Source organism: Arthrobacter rhamnosi (genome assembly GCF_054510975.1).
On sequence record NZ_JBTNDN010000004.1, the window covers coordinates 176963 to 197096 of the forward strand.

At 69.0% G+C, this 20134-nt stretch carries 12 protein-coding genes; 1 reads left to right on the forward strand and 11 read right to left on the reverse strand.

Annotation, left to right across the window (positions count from 1 at the left end; all coding sequences use genetic code 11):
- Nucleotides 1-40: 40 nt before the first annotated feature.
- The 5 genes from ACX80J_RS11350 to ACX80J_RS11370 all read right to left on the reverse strand — a co-directional run bounded on the left by ACX80J_RS11350 (nucleotide 41) and on the right by ACX80J_RS11370 (nucleotide 9287).
- The gene (locus ACX80J_RS11350; protein WP_459347835.1) at nucleotides 41-1552 is read right to left on the reverse strand and encodes a dynamin family protein; all 1512 of its coding nucleotides are present in this window, start codon (nucleotides 1550-1552) and stop codon (nucleotides 41-43) included.
- Nucleotides 1549-3405, reverse strand: a complete 1857-nt coding sequence (locus ACX80J_RS11355; protein ID WP_459347836.1) for a dynamin family protein — start codon at nucleotides 3403-3405, stop codon at nucleotides 1549-1551. The genes ACX80J_RS11350 and ACX80J_RS11355 overlap by 4 nt, the downstream gene beginning before the upstream one ends.
- A gap of 87 nt (nucleotides 3406-3492) precedes the next feature.
- Nucleotides 3493-4923 (reverse strand): IniB N-terminal domain-containing protein, encoded by a 1431-nt coding sequence (locus ACX80J_RS11360; RefSeq protein ID WP_459347837.1) that lies wholly within the window; start codon nucleotides 4921-4923, stop codon nucleotides 3493-3495.
- A gap of 114 nt (nucleotides 4924-5037) precedes the next feature.
- Nucleotides 5038-7152 carry a helix-turn-helix transcriptional regulator gene (locus ACX80J_RS11365; protein WP_459347838.1) on the reverse strand — a complete coding sequence of 705 codons (2115 nt, stop codon included), beginning with the start codon at nucleotides 7150-7152 and terminating at the stop codon, nucleotides 5038-5040.
- A gap of 2 nt (nucleotides 7153-7154) precedes the next feature.
- On the reverse strand, nucleotides 7155-9287 hold the full coding sequence (locus ACX80J_RS11370; protein ID WP_459347839.1) for an Hsp70 family protein: 2133 nt from the start codon (nucleotides 9285-9287) through the stop codon (nucleotides 7155-7157).
- 279 nt (nucleotides 9288-9566) lie between these two features.
- Between ACX80J_RS11370 and ACX80J_RS11375 the strand changes: the two genes are divergently transcribed.
- Nucleotides 9567-10844, forward strand: coding sequence for a right-handed parallel beta-helix repeat-containing protein (locus ACX80J_RS11375; protein WP_459347840.1), 1278 nt, complete (start codon nucleotides 9567-9569; stop codon nucleotides 10842-10844).
- A gap of 68 nt (nucleotides 10845-10912) precedes the next feature.
- On the opposite strand, the gene ACX80J_RS11380 is transcribed toward ACX80J_RS11375, so the two are convergent.
- The 6 genes from ACX80J_RS11380 to ACX80J_RS11405 all read right to left on the reverse strand — a co-directional run bounded on the left by ACX80J_RS11380 (nucleotide 10913) and on the right by ACX80J_RS11405 (nucleotide 20112).
- Nucleotides 10913-12322 carry a UDP-glucose dehydrogenase family protein gene (locus ACX80J_RS11380; RefSeq protein ID WP_459347841.1) on the reverse strand — a complete coding sequence of 470 codons (1410 nt, stop codon included), beginning with the start codon at nucleotides 12320-12322 and terminating at the stop codon, nucleotides 10913-10915.
- Nucleotides 12323-12392: 70 nt separating this feature from the next.
- The gene (locus ACX80J_RS11385; RefSeq protein ID WP_459347842.1) at nucleotides 12393-13478 is read right to left on the reverse strand and encodes a right-handed parallel beta-helix repeat-containing protein; all 1086 of its coding nucleotides are present in this window, start codon (nucleotides 13476-13478) and stop codon (nucleotides 12393-12395) included.
- The gene (locus ACX80J_RS11390) at nucleotides 13475-15316 is read right to left on the reverse strand and encodes a right-handed parallel beta-helix repeat-containing protein (RefSeq protein WP_459347843.1); all 1842 of its coding nucleotides are present in this window, start codon (nucleotides 15314-15316) and stop codon (nucleotides 13475-13477) included. Before ACX80J_RS11390 ends, ACX80J_RS11385 begins: the two co-directional genes overlap by 4 nt.
- Complete coding sequence (locus tag ACX80J_RS11395; protein WP_459347844.1) at nucleotides 15313-16665, reverse strand: glycosyltransferase; 1353 nt, start codon at nucleotides 16663-16665, stop codon at nucleotides 15313-15315. The genes ACX80J_RS11390 and ACX80J_RS11395 overlap by 4 nt, the downstream gene beginning before the upstream one ends.
- A gap of 517 nt (nucleotides 16666-17182) precedes the next feature.
- The gene (locus ACX80J_RS11400) at nucleotides 17183-18292 is read right to left on the reverse strand and encodes a glycoside hydrolase family 26 protein (RefSeq protein WP_459347845.1); all 1110 of its coding nucleotides are present in this window, start codon (nucleotides 18290-18292) and stop codon (nucleotides 17183-17185) included.
- 5 nt (nucleotides 18293-18297) lie between these two features.
- Nucleotides 18298-20112: an ABC-F family ATP-binding cassette domain-containing protein gene (locus ACX80J_RS11405; RefSeq protein ID WP_459345670.1), complete on the reverse strand. Its 1815-nt coding sequence runs from the start codon at nucleotides 20110-20112 to the stop codon at nucleotides 18298-18300.
- Nucleotides 20113-20134: the final 22 nt, after the last annotated feature.

Here is a 20134-nt window from a genome sequence, read left to right on the forward strand (position 1 = left end):
ACCCGGCGGGCGGGCGCGGCGTCAGCTCGCTGACGCGCTGTTAGCTCGCCGCCCTGTGCCGGCCCCGCGCAGGCTCGGTCCCCTGCGGTACCGAGCCTGCTAGCACCACCAGTTCCTCGCAGGAGCGGAGCACCACCTGGCAGGCCTCCAGGGCCCCCCGATCGGTCAGCGGGTTCTCCGCCAGCACCCGCCAGCGGTGGAGCGTCCCGAGCGAGGCGGACCGGATGGCCTCTGCGGCGGCCCCCGGGGGAAGGGCGAGACGGTCCGAAGCGCCGGTACCGGAACCTCCCACCAGCCGCTCTGCCTCGTCCGCCACCCGCGCGGGCAGCGGGACCCCGCCCGAGCGCAGTGCCGACAGCAGCGTCAGTTCGTTGATCTCGTGGGCATTGGCCCTGATTCTCTCGACGCCGGCCAGCAGCCCGGCGCCGGCCTCCCGCGGGTTGCTGCGGACCAGTGCCTCGAGTCCGGTCAGCGCCGTCCTCACCCGCAGGGTGGTGGCCCGTGCGCCGAACTGCCGGGTGACCAGGGTCAGAAGGTGGTCGAGCCCGCTGCGCCGGGCGAGTTCATGCGCCAGCGCCGTCGGGTCGCTGGTGCCGCCGCGGACCAGGGCGGGTCCCAGCCGGAGGCCGAACATGCCGAAGCGGTCGAGGAGCCGCGCTGCGTCCTCCGGGGGGATGCCGATGGCGGCGCTTCCGGTGACGAAGCGGTCGGCGGACAGCAGCATGCGTTCACGCTCCGCCTTTCCCAGCGTAGCGAGGGCTACGAATGCCTCGTACTCCGCCTGCCGCAGTGTCCGGGCGCTCTGCGCCAGCAGACCCGCCATGGGAAGCACATCGAGCACCAGCGACTTCAGGGACTGATCGGCGCGGTACCGATCAGCGATTCGCGAGGCGGAGATCAGGGAGTCTATGCGTCCCGACCCGACCTCGTCGGCCCGGGACAGGACCGCGAGCGCGTTGACCGTGCCCGAGGAGGCGGCACTGGTATCGCGGAACGCCTCGAGGAACTTCAGGTCCGAGCCGTGGAGGTGCCGCATCAGGTAGATCACGGCATCGGCCTCGGACGGCGCATCCTCCGGGATGAGGAACCGCGTGCTGCGGGCCGATACCTCGGCGGAGAGGGAGGCGATGCCGGGGGTGTCGATCAGGGTCATGGCGCGCAGGTTCTCGGCGGGCCACTCGACGACGAGCCGGGCCACCTCGTCGGCCTGCTGCCCACCGAGGTCGAACACGAGCCGACCGTCGAACCTCCTCAGCGGGAGCAGCCGTGGGTTCCCCTCCACCGGGTACGCAGTGATGCGGGGCGTCGCTGCGTGGCGGTACCAGGTGACGATACGGGTGCACTCCCCCGTGTCGGTCGGCGCAATCTCCTCCCCGATGATCGCGTTGAGGAGCGTTGACTTGCCGGCCTTGACCATGCCCGCGACGGCGACCCGCAGCGGCTCCCGCAACCGTTGTGCGTAGCCCTCGAGTTCGGCGCGCAACGCCGGGTCGTCGTCGTACACCTGCACCGCCTCCAGGAGGAGGGCCTCGACGGCGCCGCTGTCCCTCATGCTCCGGCGCCCACGTCCGCGGATGCCTGCGGAGCCGTCGCAGCGTCGGGGAGGAGCCGCTTCGCCTGCGCATGCAGCTGGTCGATCCGGGCGAGTTGCGCCTTCAGGGCGGTGACCCGCTCGTCGCGTTCCTGCCGGAAGGTCGAGGCGGACCGCTGGGCGGCGGCCACCGAGTCCGCGAGCGACCGGTGGTGCTCCTCGGCGATGTCCCCGAAGTGGTCGCGGATCTCACGCTGGACGAGGCGCAACCGGTCCTTCAGCTGCTTGCCCACCTGGAAGACGACGTCGTCCATCTGCCGCCGGACGAGGGTCTTCGCCTCCGCCTGGCGGCGCTTGAGCCGGGCATCCTTGTCCTCGCGGTAGGCCTTGCGCCCCAGCAGCAGGCCGGCACCGACCGAGAGCGGGTTGATGAGCGACATGCCGATGATGCCGGTCAGCAGCCCGAACATCAGCACTCCGCCGTAGCTTCCGCGCATGCCGATGAGCACCTTCCCGGCCGCACTGACGCGTCCGGGATCGAGGTAGGGCACCTCCTCGACGGGTGCGAGGACGCCGTCGGTACTGGACACCTCCAGGAGCGGCAGGGGCACCTCGTCGAGCGCGAACAGCTCCGCCACCTGCTCGGCAAGCCATCGTGAGCGCTCATTCGTCCACACGAACGTGTCCGACACCGCGGAGGCGACCCGCTGCTCGAGCCATTCCGCGAACTGGTCCCAGACGGGCCCCGGGTCACCGTCGTCGATGGCAGCCTCGGCCTCCCGCTGGATCGAGCGGAGCCGGTCGCGGAGATCGTGCTCCATGTCGGAGATCAGGTCGGACGCGCCATCGTTGAGCGTGGTCTGCCAGCGTGAGGAACGCTTCCGTTGCTGGTCCGCTTTCGCCTTGGCCTCCTCCAGCTGGGCGAGCAGGACGGGTACTCCCTCGGGATGCTGGAGCGCCTGGAGTTCGGACGTCACGGACAGGCGCAGGTGCTCGGTCGTGGACAGCAGGTCCTGCGCGACGGAATTCCTGCGCAGGACCTGCGCCCTGCCGACGACGTCGTTCCGAAGATAGGCGACGAGTTCCGGAAAGCCCGACTCACGGTTCAGCTCGGCGTCCTTCGTCTGCGACGCGACCAGGCGGAGGTCCGACGACACGGGGAGCAGCTGGACCGCGCCGACGCCGGCCTGCGCGAGGTGGGCCCTGTCCAGGTCGGCGACGGTCCTCCATTGCGGGTAGAGGTCGATCTTGGACAGGACGCAGCCCACGTTGGGAACGATCCTCTGCGCCTGCCTGAGGAAGCGCAGCTCCGGCTCGGTGTACTCCTGCGAGGCGTCCGACACGAGGATCATGGCATCGGCGGCCGGCAGTGCGGTGAGGGTGGTCAGCGCGTGGGCGGACTCCAGGCCGCCCACGCCCGGCGAATCGATGACCGACAGTCCGTCGGCCAGCACCCGCCGGGGAAGCCGGACCTCCGCCGAGGCGAGCCCCTGCCGGTTCGACGGGTTGCCCCGTTCGGACACGAAGCCGGCGATGTCCTCGAGCGCGACCGGCCGGCGCTCGAACGCTGCAGGGTCCTGCTCCGGGCCGCCGCCCTCCCGGGGTACCAGGACGGCGGCACTTGCCGGGTCACCGAAGCTCACGACCGTGGGGACGGAGGTCGCGATGTCGTCGTCGACGGGACAGACCGGGGCGTTCACGAGGGCATTGATCAGCTTGCTCTTGCCCTGCTTGAACTCCCCCACCACGATGACGCGGATGTCCGGATTCGCCAGGCGGGCGAGCGTCTGGTCCAGCCTCTGGCGGAGGTCCGCCCGGTCACCGGCTGCGACCAGACCGAGGCCGGTGTTCACGAGCGTGATGAGGTCGTCCATGCAAAGCTCCCCGTTCGTCATCGAATGAGACCACAGGCAAGCCCAACGGAGGATACCTCCGTTGGGCTTGCCTGATGCGTACTGGAGTTAGAAGTTATTGTCTTCCACGTTGAGATCGGTGTCGACCTCCACGTCCAGCTCGTTGTCGACGAAGACCGCGGAATCGTCGATCGAGGTGTAGGCATTCTCCGAGTTGTCGTTGAACGCGTCCTCGATCGCCACGTCGGTGTTGATCGAGTTGTCGGAGTTGTCGGTGATGACCTCCGTCTCGTTGAACGCGTCCTCGATCGCCACGTCGGTGTTGACCGAGTTGTCCGAGTTGTCGTTGAACGCGTCGTCGATCGCCACGTCGGTGGAGTTGTCGTTGAACGAGTCCTCGATCTCGACGTCGAGGTCGGCGTCCACGGAGTTGTCGGTGACGGTCGTGGTCTCCGAGTTGTCCGTGTTGAAGGAGTCCTCGATGTCCACATCCGCGTCGATCGAGTTGTCGGTGTTGTCCGTGACGACCGAGTTGTCGGAATTGTCGGAGTTGTCCGAGTTGTCCGAGTTGTCGGTGTTCAGGGAGTCCTCGATGTCGACATCGATGTCCGCGTCGATGTCCGTGACGACCGAGTTGTCGGAATTGTCCGAGTTGTCCGAGTTGTCGGAGTTGTCCACCGAGTTGTCGGAATTGTCCGAGTTGTCCGAGTTGTCGTTGTAGGAGTCCTCGTTGTAGGAGTCCGAGACGGAGTTGTCGGAGTTGTCCGAGTTGTCCGAGTTGTCGGAGTTGTCGGAGTTGTCGGAGTTGTCGTTGTAGGAGTCGGTGGTGTTCCCGATGGCAACGCTTGCCGAGCCACCAGCGCTGACATTGGTGGAGCTGTTCTGCGAGTGGTCGTCGGAGTTGTCCACGGAGTTGTCGACGCTGGCGTCGCCGTCCGCAGCGACCGCACCGTTGCCCGAGGCGATGAAGGAATCGTTGTCGAACATCTGGCTGACGTCACCGTTGGCCCAGATGTTCTGGTTCACGGACTGGTCCGTGATGGTGTCACGGTCATCGACGGAGGAGGTGTACGAGTAGTTGTTGACCACGTGCATGATCTGCTGGACAGCGTTCCCGTGGTCGTTGTCGTCCCCGCCAGTGGCAGGCGTTCCCGGCGTTCCGCCCGTGGAAGGCGTCCCTGGCCCCGGCGTTCCCGGCGTCCCGCCCGTGGAAGGCGTCCCCGGCGTCGGCGGAACAACCCCGCCGCCCGTACCGGGTGTCACAGGTACCGGCGCCACGACACCCGGGGTCACGTCGCCCGAGGAGTTGCCGCCCGTGTTGTAGTCGCGGTCGAACGAACTGGCGTTCCGGCCGCCGAAGGAGACCGGAGCGTAGTCCATGACCACGGGCATGACAGCGTCCACGTCGTCCATGCAGACATCCCCGAGGCCCGCCGCAGCAAGAACGGCCTCCGGGTCGCTGATGAATTCGCTGGCCGCTTCCTGGTCATTGAAGAGGTTCATGAGGAAATCGAGGAGGTCTGAAGCGAGAGTAGTCATGCGATGTTCCTTCGGTGTGTGGAGTCGCCGGCGGCTCTGCCTGGCTTGTTCTCAAAGTAGGAGCGGGGGTGGCACCACGGCATCGGTAGTTCCACCCCTAACCGCGGTCGCCCATTAGGGGTTTCGGCCGGTTCCGTTAGGGGTCCTGATAGGAGCACCCCCGGGTGTCGTACTGCCGCCGGCGGCCGGGTCCAGTGAAAGGCGAAGCCGCGCCAGCAGCTCGGAGCGCGACCCGGCCCCGAGGCGGCGACGGATGCGCGCGACGTGGTGTTCCACCGTCCTCGGTGAGATGAAGATCTCCTCGCTGATCTCCCGGTACGTCCGCCCCCGGAGGACCAGCTGCGCGATCTCGCGTTCCCGTCCGCTGAGGGCCGAACCTCCGGGCGGCCGCGCGTCGTCCCTGGAAGCGGCACGTGCGCCGGCCGCTGCGTCCGCGCGCGACACGGCGACCCGGTGCTCGTCCGGTTCCTCCCGTCGGGGGCCGGCCGGCTCCGGTACCCGCTCACGAGCGGGGCGCAGGTCGCGGGCACAGGACAGCAGCCGCGTCATGTCCTTGCGGTCCGCCGCCCGCGCTGACGCATGTCCCGCCAGCCGCGCCCCTTCCCAGCCGAAACCCGCGGCTCCGAGGCCCGCCGCAGCAGCCTCGACCGCGTCCACGGTGAACTGTCCGGCCAGGACCGATACCCAGGCCTTGCCCGCGACCGCGAAGGTGGCCGCCAGTGGATAGGTCCTCGCCTGGCGCACGAGCGCAGCGGCGTGCGGAGCCAGGTAGTCCGGCCGCTCGAGCAGGAGGCCTGCCTGAACCGCTGACCACTGCACGGGCACGGACCAGAGCGGAGGATTCCCAAGTTTCGAGAGCAGCAGCCAGGCCTCCTCGAGGTGTGGCTTGAGCCCCTCGAGATCACGGAGCCGTGCCGCCGCGACGACGAGTTCGGTGAGGGGCAGGACGGTCAGCAGGTCCACGGACACGTGCAGCAGTGCCTCACGGGCCCCTTGCCACGCCTGCACCAGTGCGGCGGCGTCCCCTGCCCGCCTCGCTAGTCCCACCTCGAGCGCCTGCAGCAGCAACTCGTCGCGGGGAGTGGGCTTCTGGCCGTGCACCCCTGCCTCGACGATGAACGCCCGTGCAAGGGCCGGCTGGTCGAGGAGCATGGCCGCCCAGCCGCCCAGGAGGCACAGACGCGTCCGCGTGACGCTACCCCCCTGGCCACTGGCCAGCGCCGCCTGGACCACGGAGTGCGCGGTCTGCGCGCTGCCGCCCAGGAGCGCGACGGTCGCGGCGAAGCCCGCAGGCATGTCGGGAGCCGGCACGGCCGTCCGCGTCGCGTTCACGGTGTCGGAGGCACGGATGAGCATGGGCAGGGCGCCGTGGGGTTCGGGGCTGAGGGAGAGCAGCGCCCCCTCGGCCAGGAGCGTGTGCCCGACGTCGTGGAGTGAGGGGGACGGCGCGGGAGCTCCGCCCTCGACCAGCGACCGTGCTCCCGCGGCATCACCGGCGGCCAGGAGCGCCACCGCGCCGAGCGGATCGGTCCCTGATGGATGCAGCCCCGCCGCCCAGCGTTGCACGTCCGCCGCACGGGACATCATGCCCCGGTGTGCCCAGAGCGCGCAGGACACGCGTACCGCCCGGGGGAAATCCGGGAGCGCCGACCCGGCATCGAGGGACTGATGCCCGAAGTAGGTGTCCAGGATGCGGGAGGCGGCATCCAGGTCGCCGATGCCCAGCGCCGCTTCGGCCCGGCGCGGAGCCGAACAGAGGGCCTCCGTACCGGCGCCGACCGCGAGCTCGAGCAGTTCCAGGGCGCCGTCGGGATCAGAGCCGAGGAGGGCGGTTCCCTCCTCGTCGAGAACGCGCGCGAGTCGCTCGTCGACGACGCCATCCGCAGCGAGCTGACGCGCCACTGTCCCCAGCGGCAGTCCTTCGGCACAGTATGCATCGACGAGGGCGCGCTGCAGCCGTCGCACCTGGGGCACATCGGCGTCCCTCAGGACGGCCGCGCGCACCTCCGGCGAGGGCCGACCGTCGGACTGCAGGACTCCGGCGCTCCTCGCGCGGTCCACCAGCTGCCCGGGCGGCACGCCCTCACTGTGCAGCAGCGGAGGAACAAGGCCCGGTATCGAGAACCCGACGCACAGGGCGAGGACGACCTCGTAGGTCGCAGCATCCAGATCGAGGTGAGGGATGTCCGATGCCGGGCGCACGTCTGTCTCGGGATAGTCGCGGACCATGATCAGAACTCCGGCGCGGGAGCAGGCTCGGTGCTGCCGGGCTCCGGCGAGGGAGGCGGCTGTGGTGTCGTGGCGCCTACGGTCGGGTCAGGCGCAGGCGGCGTGGTGGGATCCGTGACAGGAGGATCCGTCACCGGCGGTTCTGTGACAGGAGGATCCGTGACGGGAGGATCCGTGACAGGAGGTTGCGTGACAGGAGGTTCCGTCACCGGCGGTTCCGTCACCGGCGGTTCTGTGACGGGAGGTTCTGTGACGGGAGGTTGCGGTGAAGGAGTCGGGTCCGGGGTGGGCTGCGGAGCGGGTCCCGTCGGAGGAACGTCGGGGAGGGGACCCGTGGGGGTCGGAGTGGGACCCGTCGACGGGAAAGGAACCGGCGGCGTGGGGTCGACCGGGCTCGTGCCCGGCTTCTCGACAGCACCGGGAGGGGTTGCCGCGGCAGAGGATGGAGCCGGTACCGGGCCGTTCCCCAGCGGCGCACCGTCGGGCGACTCCTCGGAGGTCTTCGCTCCCTGGCGTGCAGCACCGGTGGCTTTGCTCGTGGTCCGTCTCGTGCCGTCGGGCGAACTGGAAGAACCAGCGTCAGTGCTCTTGTCCTTATCCCCTGCCGCCGGTTCCGCGACCAGGATGCCTGCACGGTCCAGGAAGTTCGAACTGTCCTCAGGGTCGACGACGGGCCCGAGCAGTCCTTCGATCCCTTCTGCTTCCGCAGGAGTGGCGGGACCCTCCGTTGCCTCGGCGGACACGGGCGCCTCTGCCGCCTCTGCCCGCGGGTCCCCCGCCAACGCCGAGAGGGCCGCCAGCGGATTGGGGGCGTTGGTGGCTGATGCGGTCGCGATGCCCAGCAACGCCACGGCTGCCGCGACGGCCCCTGCGCGCAGACCGAGCCGCCTGTTCGACGCCATGGCCGCCGGCCCGTGGCGCGGCGCGGGAACTCTGGACGGTAGCCCGAAACCGGCTGCATTGGTCTTCGCTGCGGCTCCGTCCAGTCCATGTGGACTGGAGGCCGTGCTTCCGACAGCAGCCCCGACAGCAGGAGCCCCCTCCTGCGGGGCGTCCTCCAGGGCGGCCGTCGCGAAGGCCGCACCGAGGGCAACCGACGCCTTGGGGTCCAGATCGATGGCGAGCGGTCGGTCGAATTCGCCGGACAGGAGCTGCGCGACCAATGGAATCCGGGACGATCCGCCGACCAGCAGGATCGCGGTCAGGTCCTCCGCGCTGACCTGTGCGCTCTCGAGGGCCGCGTGCAGTGTGTCGATCGTCTCGGCGAGGGCGGGTTCGATCATGGCCTCGAACTCCGACCGCACCAGGCGTACGGAGGAGTGGGTTCCGGGAACCATCACGGAGACGGTCGCCTCGGAGTCGGACGACAACGCCTCCTTGGCTTCGGCACACTCCCTGCGGAGGCGGTTGAGTGCCGCGACGACATCGGGATCGGTCGGGTCAAGGTCCGAGGTGGGGATGTTCGCACCGTCGAGGACGCGGTGGAAGATCTCCTGGTCGAAGTCCGCCCCGCCGAGGCGCTCGAGCCCCTGGGGAACGCCGAGGACGCTGAAGGTGTCCGCATCGGTCTTCCGAAGGACCGTCGCGTCGAAGGTACCGCCGCCCAGGTCGTAGACGGCAAGGGTGCTTCCGCTGACGACCCGCTCCCGCGAGGCGTACGACAGCGCTGCCGCTTCGGGCTCGGTCAAGAGGACGACGTCGTCGATGCCCGCCGCGGACAGAGCCCGCGTCAGGCGGGACGTCCGGTGACCACCCCAGCTCGCCGGATGGGTCAGGGCGATCACCTCGGGGAGTTCGCCCTCCCTCTCCGTGGCGACCTCGACCACCCACGTGACCACGGCGGCGAAGAGGTCCTCCGGCAGGACCTCGGTACCCCCCACGATCAGCGGGACGTCGTCGCCCATCCGGCGCTTGAACTCCCTGGCGATGCATTCCGGATGGGAGAGTCCCCTGCGCTCTGCGGCCTCACCGATCAGCCGGGTGCCGTCCCCGCCGAGGAAGACGACCGTCGGTATGGCTGCGGCCCTGCTTCCCAGGAGGAGGATCTCGGGCGTGCCCGGCCCCTGGCCGCCGGTCCTGATGACCGCTGCGGCTGTGAAGATCGTGCCTACATCGATACCGAGGCCGTAACTCATAGATTCCCCATGTCATGCTCGTCATTGACCATTCCTCCCCAGCTAACAGGACGGCATGGAGCAAAACGAGAGTGGTATCGCACACTCCCTACTTGTCTTCAACAGGGGACTACCTGATTCATGCAGCGGTGATTGGCGCAGGTAATACCGAGCATTTGTACAGGTTCCACTGTTTCTTGCAAGGCTGGTCCGGGAGCTGTAGAGGCCCGTCCGGGACCTTGGCTAGCCTCTGGTGAACTGGCCCGCGGAGCGCGGGTAGGTCTCTCCAGGAAGACGATCATGTACCCCTCCCCCATGCCGAGCACCGTCGGTGCCCGCACCGCAGCAGGCGCAGCCCTCGCCGCCATCGCTGCCTCCCTTCTCGCCGCCCCCGCCGTCGCCGCGACGCCCACGGTCCTCGCCGACGGAGCGGTCCTCGCCAACAGCGTCCAGGCCGACGGCGTCTTCTCGGCGACCGTCGATGCCGCCGCTGGTTCCACGGTGAAGTTCAAGCTGGACGGGGCCTACATCGGTCAGGACGCGAAGGCACCGTACACCTGGCCCGTGACCACCGGGGCCGGAGCGCATAAGCTCGACGCGCGGTGGGAGACGCCCACCGGACGTCAGGAAGTCACCGTGTCCTTCACCGTAGCCGCCCGGCTGGCCGCCGGCCCGACCCCCGTCAAGGCTCCCGCGCCTGCACCGGCGCCCGCCGGCGTCGTGCAGGTCTCGACCGCGGCCGCGCTGAAGTCCGCGCTCGCCACCGCCCGGCCCGGCCAGGTCATCGAACTGCGTGACGGGCGCTATCTCGGTGGCTTCACGGCGTCGGCCTCGGGGACGGCGTCGGCTCCGATCACGCTGCGTGGATCCCGCAACGCGGTGCTCTCCACGGGCTCGACGTCCTCGGGCTACGGCCTGCACGTCACGGGCTCGCACTGGCGCATCACCGGCATCTCGGTCGCCTCGTCGGCCAAGGGGATCGTCCTCGACGGCTCGAGGAACACCGTGATCAACGGTGTGGACGTCGGCACGATCGGAGCCGAAGCGGTGCACTTCCGTTCCGGGAGCACGGACGGCGCCATCCTCAACTCCTTCATCCACGACACGGGCCTCCGGCAGCCCGAGTACGGCGAGGGGATCTACCTGGGCAGCGCCGCGAGCAACTGGGTCGGCGGGGTTCCGGACCGCTCGGACCGCATCTCGGTGCGGGGCAACCGCATCACCAACACGGCCGCGGAGGGCGTCGACGTCAAGGAGGGCACCACCGGCGGTGTGATCGCCGGCAACGTGTTCACCAACTCGGGCACCTCGGGCGCGAACTTCGCGGACTCCTGGGTCGATGTGAAGGGCAACCGCTACCGGGTGGAGGGCAACACCGGTCTCGGCACGAAGCTCGACGCATTCCAGGTGCACGCGGTCTCCGCGGGCTGGGGTACCGGCAACGTCTTCACGGGCAACACCGTGCGGGGCGGCGTCCCCGGCTACGAGGTGTGGGTCCAGTCGGCCTCGCTCGGGACCACGGTCACGTGCAAGCCGAGCGGTGCCGCGCGCGGCCTGACCAACATCGCCTGCCGCTAGCGCGGGTCCGGACGACGGCAGGGGCCGGGTGGGACATCCCACCCGGCCCCTGCCGTTCCCGCCTGTCCTTAGATGGCTGGGGTCGGCGTCTCGTCGCGGACATCGGTGGACAGTTCCACCGTCGCTGCCTGCGCCGGGCGGCCGAGTGCCCGGTACTGCCAGCCCTTCGACGTGTAGTCGTTGGCGTTCAGAGCGTGCCGGCCGTCCAGGATCCGCCGGTGGCTGACCAGGGCGCCGAGCGTGTCGGGATCGGCGTTCCTGAACTCGGACCACTCGGTGAGCAGGGCGACGACGTCGGCCTTGTCCACGGCCTCGGCCATCGAGTCCACGTAGTTGAGGTCCGGGTAGGCGCGGTGCGCGTTGGCGTTGGCCTCCGGGTCGTAGACCGTGACGATCGCTCCCTCGAGGTAGAGCAGCCGTGCCACATCGAGGGCCGGGGCGTCGCGGACGTCATCGGAGTTGGGTTTGAAGGCGGCACCCAGGGCGGCCACGCGGACCCCGGCGAGGCTCCCACCGGCGAGCTCGCGGATCAGATCGACGGTGCGCACGCGACGGCGGTTGTTGATCGAGTCGACCTCACCGAGGAAGCTCACGGCCTGTCCGACCCCGAGTTCCTCGGCGCGGTGCTTGAACGCCCGGATGTCCTTGGGGAGGCAGCCGCCGCCGAACCCGAGACCCGGCTTCAGGAAGCGTCCGCCGATCCGGTCGTCCAGGCTGAGTGCCTTAGCGAGGTGGTTGACGTCCGCCCCCGTGGCCTCGCAGATCTCCGCCATCGCGTTGATGAAGGAGATCTTGGTAGCGAGGAAGGAGTTCGCCGCGACCTTGACCAGTTCCGAGGTCGCCAGGTCGGCGACGATCACGGGCGTGTCCAGATCGAGGATGGGCTTGAACACCTGGCGGAGCTGCTCCTCGGCCCACGCGGAGCCGACGCCGAAGACGAGGCGGTCGGGGAAGAGCGTGTCCTGCACGGCGAAACCCTCGCGGAGGAACTCCGGGTTCCAGGCGACCTCGAGCTCGGTGCCGAGCGGGGAGATGGACTGGACCAGCGAGGTGATGCGCGCGGCAGTGCCGATGGGCACCGTGGACTTGCCGACGAGCAGTGCCTTCCGGTCGATGCGCGTGGCCAGCGCGGTGAACGCGGCGTCGACGTACTTCAGGTCGGCGGCGGAGGAATTGGGGGCCTGCGGAGTCCCGACGCAGACGAAGTGCACGTCGCCGAAGGACGCCGCCGCGTCGAAGTCCGTGGTGAACCGCAGCCGGCCGGATTCCAGCGCCTCACCGAGCTTCTCCGGGAGCCCAGGTTCGAAGAAGGGCACTGTCCCGGCGGACAGCATGTCGATCTTGCGCTGGTCGACATCGACGCCGAGGACGTCGAAGCCCATGATCGCCATGCAGACGGCGTGGGTGGCTCCGAGGTAACCGGTGCCGATGACGGTCACCCGGGGTAGTGGCTGGTTGCTCTCCTGCGAAGTGCTCATCGTTGGTCCTCTTTCGGGTAGGGGGTATCGCAGATTGTCGGACGTCGTCGTGCTGGTGAGGGTCGGTCGGTCAGCCGGAGGTGCAGGGTTCGTTCGACAGGCCTTCTCCGGCATCGGAGGCCGTGTTGCTGCATTCGACGACGTTGTCGCGCACGGGCTTCAGCGAGTAGCCGACTCCGGGTCCGTTGACCTGGGCGACGTTGTCGCGGAAGACGTTCTCGGTGCCCCAGCCGTCCACGATCTCGTGGGTCTGGAACCCGTCCTGGGGCGAGTTGGCACCCGTGTTCCCAGCGATCACCCAGCCCCGTCCCTTGACGTCCACCCAGGAGTCGGCCTCGACGATCGCGGAGCCGTCGAAGCTGTTGGCCTGCAGGATGCCGTTCGAGGTGCCCTCCTTGATGTCGACGTTCTCGGACGTGGTGCCGGAGATCGTGTTCCCGGTGATCTCGTTGCGATCGCTGCGGTCGGGCTCGCAGTTGCTGATGTCGCACCAGTTGCTCTCGGCGGTGCCGATGTAGATGCCCTCGCCGAACTTGGGCTTCCTCAGGCCGGTGTTGCTGATCGTGTTGGCGGTGACCCGATTGTCCGTGCTGAACTTCCGCAGGTGGATCGCTTCGTCGCCGGTGGTGGTGACGGTGAGTCCGGTGATCACGGTGTTGGTGCTCCGGTCCACCATGACGCCCTTCTGGCCGTTCCGGACGGTGAAACCCTGGAGGACCCAGTAGGCGGAGTCCTCGAGGTGGAACACGTAGCCGTCGTCGGTGGTACCCCCGTCCAAGATGCTCTCCGCGTTGCCGCAGAGAGTGATGGGCTCCTCGGCCGTTCCGGTCGCGGTCGCCGTGAAGTTGCCCGTGTAGACCCCGGCCCCGAGGCCGATCACGTCGCCGGGCTGTGCGGCGTCGAGGGCGTTCTCGAGCTCCGTGGAGTTCGACACCCGCACCGTCGGCTCCGGGCATTCGGCCGGCGTGGCCACCGGTGCGGGTGCCTCGCCGGCGTCCTCTGTCGGCTGGGCCTGGGGATCCCGCTCGCCACGCCCGTCTCCCTTCCCGTCGACCTTCCCGCCGGCGCCGTTCGGGCCCACCACCACGACGACCGCTGCCACCACGAGGGCGAGCACTGCGAGGACGAGGGCGGTGATCCCTCCGCGGCGCGTCACTGGGCCTTCCGGACGTCGTCGATGCGGACGATCCCGCGGCTGAGGGCCGTGAGGGGCACCCTCTCCTCGTACGGGTTGCGGATGGTTCGCACCCGCAGGTGGCGCTTGCGGGTGAAGGCGGTGGCCACGAGCAACGCGCCGAGCAGCAGCCAGATGAAGGTCAGCGGCTGGAAGACGGAGGTCATCACGCTGTGCAGGGTGGGGGCGGGATGCCAGTTCAGCAGCTCGTTCTCCTCCACCACCGCGCCGGTCGACCTCTCGTCCCAGATGGCGACGGTCCCGTAACCGCCAACATTGTTGCCGGCGACCCGGGTGTCGGGCACGTTGCCGACCAGGGAGATCCCGTGTCCGGACAGCGACGTCATCGTGTTCCGCGTGACCGTCGCGGTCGCGTCGCGGACATAGACCCCGGTGTCGCCGCCGGAGATGGTGTTCCTGCGGATGTCAGCACGCGCCCCCGGCTCCCGGATAGCGATGCCCTGCTGGTGCTGGTCCCGGAACTCGTTGTCGATGATGCTCACGCCTTCCGCTGCGTAGTTCACGACGACGCCGACCTCGTTGCCCCGGATGGTGTTCCCGGTCACCCGGAGGTTGTTGCCGCCGCTGACCTCGACGCCGTAGCGCCCGTTGTCGGCGACCGTGCTCTTCACGACGCGGTTCCCTCCGTAGGTGACGACGGCCGTCCCAACGGCATTCGGGCCGTCCGCGAGCGGCTGGCCGTCGAGCGAGATGCCGTTGCGGCCGTTGCCGCTCGCCGTCACATCCTTGAGCTGGACACGGGTGCTCGAGCGCCCCACGGTGATGCCGTCCACGGCGTTGTCCGACGACGTCGTGCCGGTGATCGTCGCGTCGGTGACGGAGCGGTGCAGCACGAGGCCGTCCACGAGACTGCCGCTGATGGTGGAGTCGCGGATGGCGACGTCGCGGGCGTTCGTGACGAACAGGCCGAACGCGTTGTCGCGGACGGTCAGGTTGTCGATCCCCGCCGTCACCACGCTGTAGTCGAGGTCCGTCTGGTCGGCGAGGGACTTCAGGTCCGCTTCCGGCAGCAGGCGGGCGCCGGCGGGCGCCACCGGTTCGGCCATCGCGGGAGCATCCTGGAAGGTGCCGGGGGTGTCCGTGCCGGTCAGGGCGAGGCCACCCGTGTTGCCGCTCCAGAATCCGAGGGAGGACACGCTGGCGTGCGAGAACGAGGCGTGGCCGCCGATCACGCGGACGTAGGCACGCCCGTCGGAGGTGTCGGTGTCCGCTCCAGCCCCGTTCCAGCTCGTGATCTCCACATCGGACTCCTCGGTGCCTGCGACCGCGAGCGAGCCGCCGAGCGCGACGATGGACACGAAGGCGTCCTTGTTGCTCTGCAGGCGCACGGTGATTCCCTCTCCCCCGTTGATGGACAGGGTGGCGCCGGGCAGCACCACGATGTTCTCGGTCAGCATGAAGGTCGACGACGCCAGTTCCTTGAAGGTGTCCGGGGCGAGCTTCAACAGGTCCGCCGTGGTGTACGGTGCGTTGCGGGCCGGCAGGACGAGGGTGTTGGTGGCTCCGGTGTGGAGGCGGTACGGGCCTTCGAGCCCGTCGACGCGCCACCGCGCGGCGGAGGCGATGGTCCGCACGTACACGAGGCGCTCCTCCTCGCTCTTCACTATGCGGGCCTCGCTGCGGGGGTCGCCGGTATACAGCTCGCCCTGCACGTTGCCGTTGGCTGCGATCTCATTGCGCCCGACGGCGTCCGCCTCGGCTTCCTTCCAGAGGTTGCCTGCGGCGATGAAGCCCGCTCCCACGAGGGCGATGAGGACGAGGGCGAGGATGCTGAGGAGGATCGGTTTCCTGCCGCTCATGCGACGGCCTCCCGTTCGCCCTGGGCGGTACCCTCCGCGGCATCGGTCTTGGGTTCCAGGCTGACGGCGTCCTGGCCGTCGCCGCCGATCTGGTCCGCGTGCCGGGTGAGCCAGCCCTGCTTGTTCATGGTGGCGAACGCGTAGAGCTTGATGGGCAGTGCCACGAGGATCACCGCGAAGGCGAGGACGGGCAGGATCAGGATGTCCCTAGGCTCGCGTCGGAGGTGGGAGATACCGCGGACACCGCGGCCCAGCAGCAGCCAGCACAGTGCGGCGGCGACGCCCAGCACGGTGAAGTCCAGCCGGTTGAAGATGAGGTAGAACATCGTCAGGCCCATGGTGAGGGGTGTCAGGAGGATCTGCAGGACGGTGACCTTGGTGATGAAGGGTACGCGCCACAGCCAGCCGGTGCCGATGGCCGTCAGGTAGCAGCGGTAGGAATTGCGGCTCCACCGGACGCGCTGCTTGACGAAGGCCCGGAAGCTGGCCGGGAACATCGAGAGAGCGCGTGCCGACGACTGGTGCACGGTCTTGTACCCGGAGGCGAGGACCAGCCAGGTGAGGCGGCCGTCGTCGCCCGAGATACAGCGCTTGCCTAGGAAGTACTCGTTCTCGAGGTGCTCGAGGACGGGCAGGACTGCGGAGCGACGGTAAACGGCCGTCCTGCCGGAGATGCAGGGGACCGCCCCGGCCGCGCCCATCGCCGGCACGTAGTCGAGGTAGCGCAGGTTCACGAGCCAGTCGGCGACGCGGCGCCAGACGCTCGTGTCCCGCTTGTAGACGGTCTGGTGCGTGCCCACCGCGCCGACGAGCGGATCGATGAACGGCATCTGCACGTTCCTCAGCAGGTCCGGCTGCCACCAGGTGTCCGAGTCCGTGAGCACCAGGGTGTCGTACTGGGCGAGGCGGATGCCGACGCCGAGCGCCGAGCGTTTGCCCACGTGGTGGAACAGGATCGGCTTGATCGTCGGGTCCTGCAGCGCCTCGATCCTGGCGTAGGCGTCGAGGTCCTCGACGTCGAGGACGATGATGATCTCGTCCGGCTTCTGCGCACGCCAGGACTCGAGGGCGCTCAAGAGGATGTCGGGGTCCTCGTGGAAGGACGGGACCACGACGGACGTGGTGGTCCGGTGGTCCGTCACGATGGCCTTGGCCCGGTGGGACAGGATGAACCGGTAGAGCCAGAGACCCCACACGATGGCACCGGCGACGGCGACCGGGAAGTAGGGGGAGATCTCGGCCCAGAACGCGCTGACGTCGGTCCAGTCCAAGCTGGCCGTCCAGGCGGACCACAGGGCGTCGAGGGCAGGCCCGGCATTGGGGGCGGAGGCAGGGAGGATCGGGTGCATCGATGTCCTTCATCGGGAGAAAGCGGCTGGTGGACTGCACGTCAGCGGGCACGGTGCGCCCGACCGTTCCTCCGCGGTCGGACTGCGGGGCTGGCAAGCGCTGGGTCACCGGAAGATCGTCAGTAACCTTCTGAACCGACACTATGGGTGCCGTCAGAGGACACGAATACTCGAGATTCCTGGGCTCCTACTTGGTACCCGCGTGTCGGACACTCGCCGTCCGGACGGCTTTGCGGGTGTTGACTTCCAGCCTGGATCAGGGGGCTCCGGGACACGGATGCTGTGCCTTCACCGCCGGTCCACCCCTCTGACGTGGTCTTTTGTCCGCCCGGCAGCGGGCCGGGGTCCGGGGAGGGCATTCGTCGTCCGCCCCGCAGGCAGCTCCTGCGAGCACTATAGGTGTGCCGGACGGGTCAGGATCCTCTGTCGGCGGGTCATACAGACTTTTAACAGGCCGTTTCCTCGGGTGCAATGTGCCCGACGCGTGCCGTTAACACCGGGAGTGCGCCGACGGCCCTTATCGGGCGGACAGTGCCGTTCGGAGGGCGTCGCGTGAGGCGTCGCTGCTGTCGATGCGCCAGTCGGACTCCTTCTGGTAGTCGAACCAGATGAACGCCTGAACGTCGGGCTGCGCCGCGAGGTAGGCCACCAGCCCCTCCGCCCACTCCGCTTTCGATCCGCCCGATTCCGTCGAGGCCGTCTCGCCGATCATGATGGGGATGCCCGGAGCGACTTCGCGCAGCTGGCGCAGTCCTTCCGCGAAGAGCTCCCGGGCGCTGCGCCACGCCTCGTTCTCCCGGGTGGTGCCCCAGTTGTAGGCGTCCAGCGCCACGACGTCCACGTACCCGTCGCCGGGGTAGAAGGCCTCCAGCGGCAGGGAGTCGCAGGTCGGTGCCTGAGGGCTCCAGACCCACGAGACGTTGGTCGCGCCGGCGTCGGCGAACAGGTCATGCACGTGGCGCCACGCGTCGATGTAGTCGGCAGGCGCATTGCCGTTGGTATCGGCTCCCCAGGGATACCAGGGGTAGTTCATCTCGTGCGCGAAACGGAGAAGGACCGGCTTGCCGTAGGCATGCAGGGCGCCGGCCCACTGCTGCAGGTACGCGTCGTGGTGACCGGCCGTGATGGTGCTCAGCGCGAATCGCGTCTGGTCCGAGCCCGTCGCGGGATCCCAGGGTTCCCACGTCACGACGGGCGTGGCACCCCGGGCGGCGACTGCCTCCAGACCGGCCCAGGGCACGGGCTCGGTGAAGTTCGAGTAGGCCATGATCAGGGACGGGCTCTCGCCGAGGGCGGTGGCGGCCTCGTCCCACTGCCCCGGCGATCCGAACCCGCCCTCCGTCGCGATCCCGAAGGCGGGGCGCTTTCCGCTGATGGCCGGAAGACCCGCAGGACCCGGACCGCTGGAAGCAGGCAGGGCGCCGACTGACGACGGCCCGCCGTCGGCTTTCCCGCATACCTCCTCCTGCCCGCCCTGCTGCCCGCTCGCCTGGCCGTCCTCCGACCAGCTCTCCTGCCCGCCCCGCTGTCCGGACAGGAAAAGGACGACGGCCAGGCAGGCGATGAGCGCCGCAGCCAGGATAAGGACGGCCCTCCGCCTTCCGGTGGTGCTTCCTGCCGCCGGCATGGGCGCTACTCCCCCAGGACCTCTGCGGCGTCCATCCACTGGGCCTCGAGGTCCTCGATCTCCGCCTGCAGCTCCTGCAGGCGGAGGTTGAGGCCGGCGATGTGCTCGAAGTCGGCGTCCGGCTTCGCGCCGGCGTCGTTCATCTGCTCCTGCAGCTTGCCCTTCTGCGCGTCGACCTTGGTGATCTGCCGTTCGATGCGGGCAAGGTCCTTGCGGGCCTGCCGCAGTTCCGCCTCGGAGGAGCTCCCCGTGGATCCGCCACTGATGGCGGGTGAGGCGGCGCTCCCGGTGGCCGTCAGCGGACCTGCCGCCTTGCGCAGCTCGAGGTACTGGTCGACGCCGCCGGGCAGGTCCCGCAGCCTGCCGTCGCCGAGGAGCGCCATCTGGCTGTCGGTGACGCGCTCCAGCAGGTAGCGGTCGTGGGAGACCACCACGAGGGTTCCCGGCCAGCCGTCCAGGACGTCCTCGATCGCGGACAGGGTGTCCGTGTCGAGGTCGTTGGTCGGCTCGTCGAGCATCAGCACGTTGGGCTCCCCGACGAGCAGCCGGAGCAGCTGCAGGCGCCGTCGCTCACCGCCGGAGAGCTCGCTGACCCGGGTCCACTGCTTCTCGTTCGTGAACCCGAGCTGCTCCACCAGCTGGCTGGCGGATACTTCCTTGCCACCGACCGCGAAGACGCGCTTCTCGGATTCGATGACCTCGATGACCCGGCTGTTGCTCACGTCGTCGAGCTCGCGCACCTCCTGCGACAGCACGGCGGTCTGGACGGTCTTGCCCTTCTTCACCTTGCCGGCCGAGGGCTTCACCTCGCCGTTGAGGAGCCGCAGGAGGGTGGTCTTCCCGGATCCGTTGACCCCCACGAGCCCGAGGCGCTGGCCCGGTGCCAGCCTCAGCGTGATCTTGTTGAACAGCTGCCGGTCCTCGCCGTCGTCGAGGGTCAGGCTGACGTCCTCGAGGTCCAGGACGTCCTTGCCGAGCCGGGACATGGCCATCTTGCTGAGGGCGAGGGAGTCCCGCGGCTCGGGGACGTCCGCGATGAGCTCGTTCGCTGCTTCGATGCGGAACTTCGGCTTGGCGGTCCGGGCCGGAGCACCACGGCGCAGCCATGCGAGTTCCTTCTTGACGAGCTGCACGCGCTTGGACTCGACGACGGAGGCCATCCGGTCCCGCTCGGCGCGGGCGAGGACGTAGGCGGCATACCCGCCGTCGAAGTCGTCCACCATGGCGTCGTGGACTTCCCACGTGTGGTTGCAGATCTCGTCGAGGAACCAGCGGTCGTGGGTGACGACCAGCAGGCCGCCCTCGGTGGCACGCCAGCGCTGCTTGAGGTGGGTGGCCAGCCAGGCCACGCCTTCGACGTCGAGGTGGTTGGTGGGCTCGTCGAGCATGATGACGTCGTCGTCGCCGATGAGGAGCTTGGCGAGGGCCACCCGCCGCTTCTGCCCGCCGGAGAGCGAGGACACCCTGGCGTGCCAGTCGACTTCGGAGACGAGGCCGCCCATGACGTCGCGGATCTTGGGATTCGAGGCCCACTCGTGGTCCGCCTGGTCGCCGACGATCGCCTGGCCCACCTCGAGGTCGCCGTCGAGCACGTCCGACTGGTCGAGGTAGCCCACGGAGACATCGCGCCGCTTGGTGACGCGGCCGGAATCGGGAGTGCTCCGCTGGGCGAGCAGGCGCATGAGGGTGGACTTGCCGTCGCCGTTGCGGCCGACCATGCCGATGCGGTCGCCGTCCTCGAGGCCGAGGGACACGTTGTCCAGGATGGTGCGGGTGACGAAGGCGACGCTGAGGTTTTCCGCGCCGAGGAGGTGTGCCAAGGAGATGCTGCTTTCGGTTGGA

Bases quoted from the DNA above. Each gene is read 5' to 3' on its own strand.
- ACX80J_RS11350 (WP_459347835.1), bottom strand. From the start codon at position 1,552: ATGAGGGACAGCGGCGCCGTCGAGGCCCTCCTCCTGGAGGCGGTGCAG.
- ACX80J_RS11355 (WP_459347836.1), bottom strand. From the start codon at position 3,405: ATGGACGACCTCATCACGCTCGTGAACACCGGCCTCGGTCTGGTCGCA.
- ACX80J_RS11360 (WP_459347837.1), bottom strand. From the start codon at position 4,923: ATGACTACTCTCGCTTCAGACCTCCTCGATTTCCTCATGAACCTCTTC.
- ACX80J_RS11365 (WP_459347838.1), bottom strand. From the start codon at position 7,152: ATGGTCCGCGACTATCCCGAGACAGACGTGCGCCCGGCATCGGACATC.
- ACX80J_RS11370 (WP_459347839.1), bottom strand. From the start codon at position 9,287: ATGAGTTACGGCCTCGGTATCGATGTAGGCACGATCTTCACAGCCGCA.
- ACX80J_RS11375 (WP_459347840.1), top strand. From the start codon at position 9,567: ATGTACCCCTCCCCCATGCCGAGCACCGTCGGTGCCCGCACCGCAGCA.
- ACX80J_RS11380 (WP_459347841.1), bottom strand. From the start codon at position 12,322: ATGAGCACTTCGCAGGAGAGCAACCAGCCACTACCCCGGGTGACCGTC.
- ACX80J_RS11390 (WP_459347843.1), bottom strand. From the start codon at position 15,316: ATGAGCGGCAGGAAACCGATCCTCCTCAGCATCCTCGCCCTCGTCCTC.
- ACX80J_RS11395 (WP_459347844.1), bottom strand. From the start codon at position 16,665: ATGCACCCGATCCTCCCTGCCTCCGCCCCCAATGCCGGGCCTGCCCTC.
- ACX80J_RS11400 (WP_459347845.1), bottom strand. From the start codon at position 18,292: ATGCCGGCGGCAGGAAGCACCACCGGAAGGCGGAGGGCCGTCCTTATC.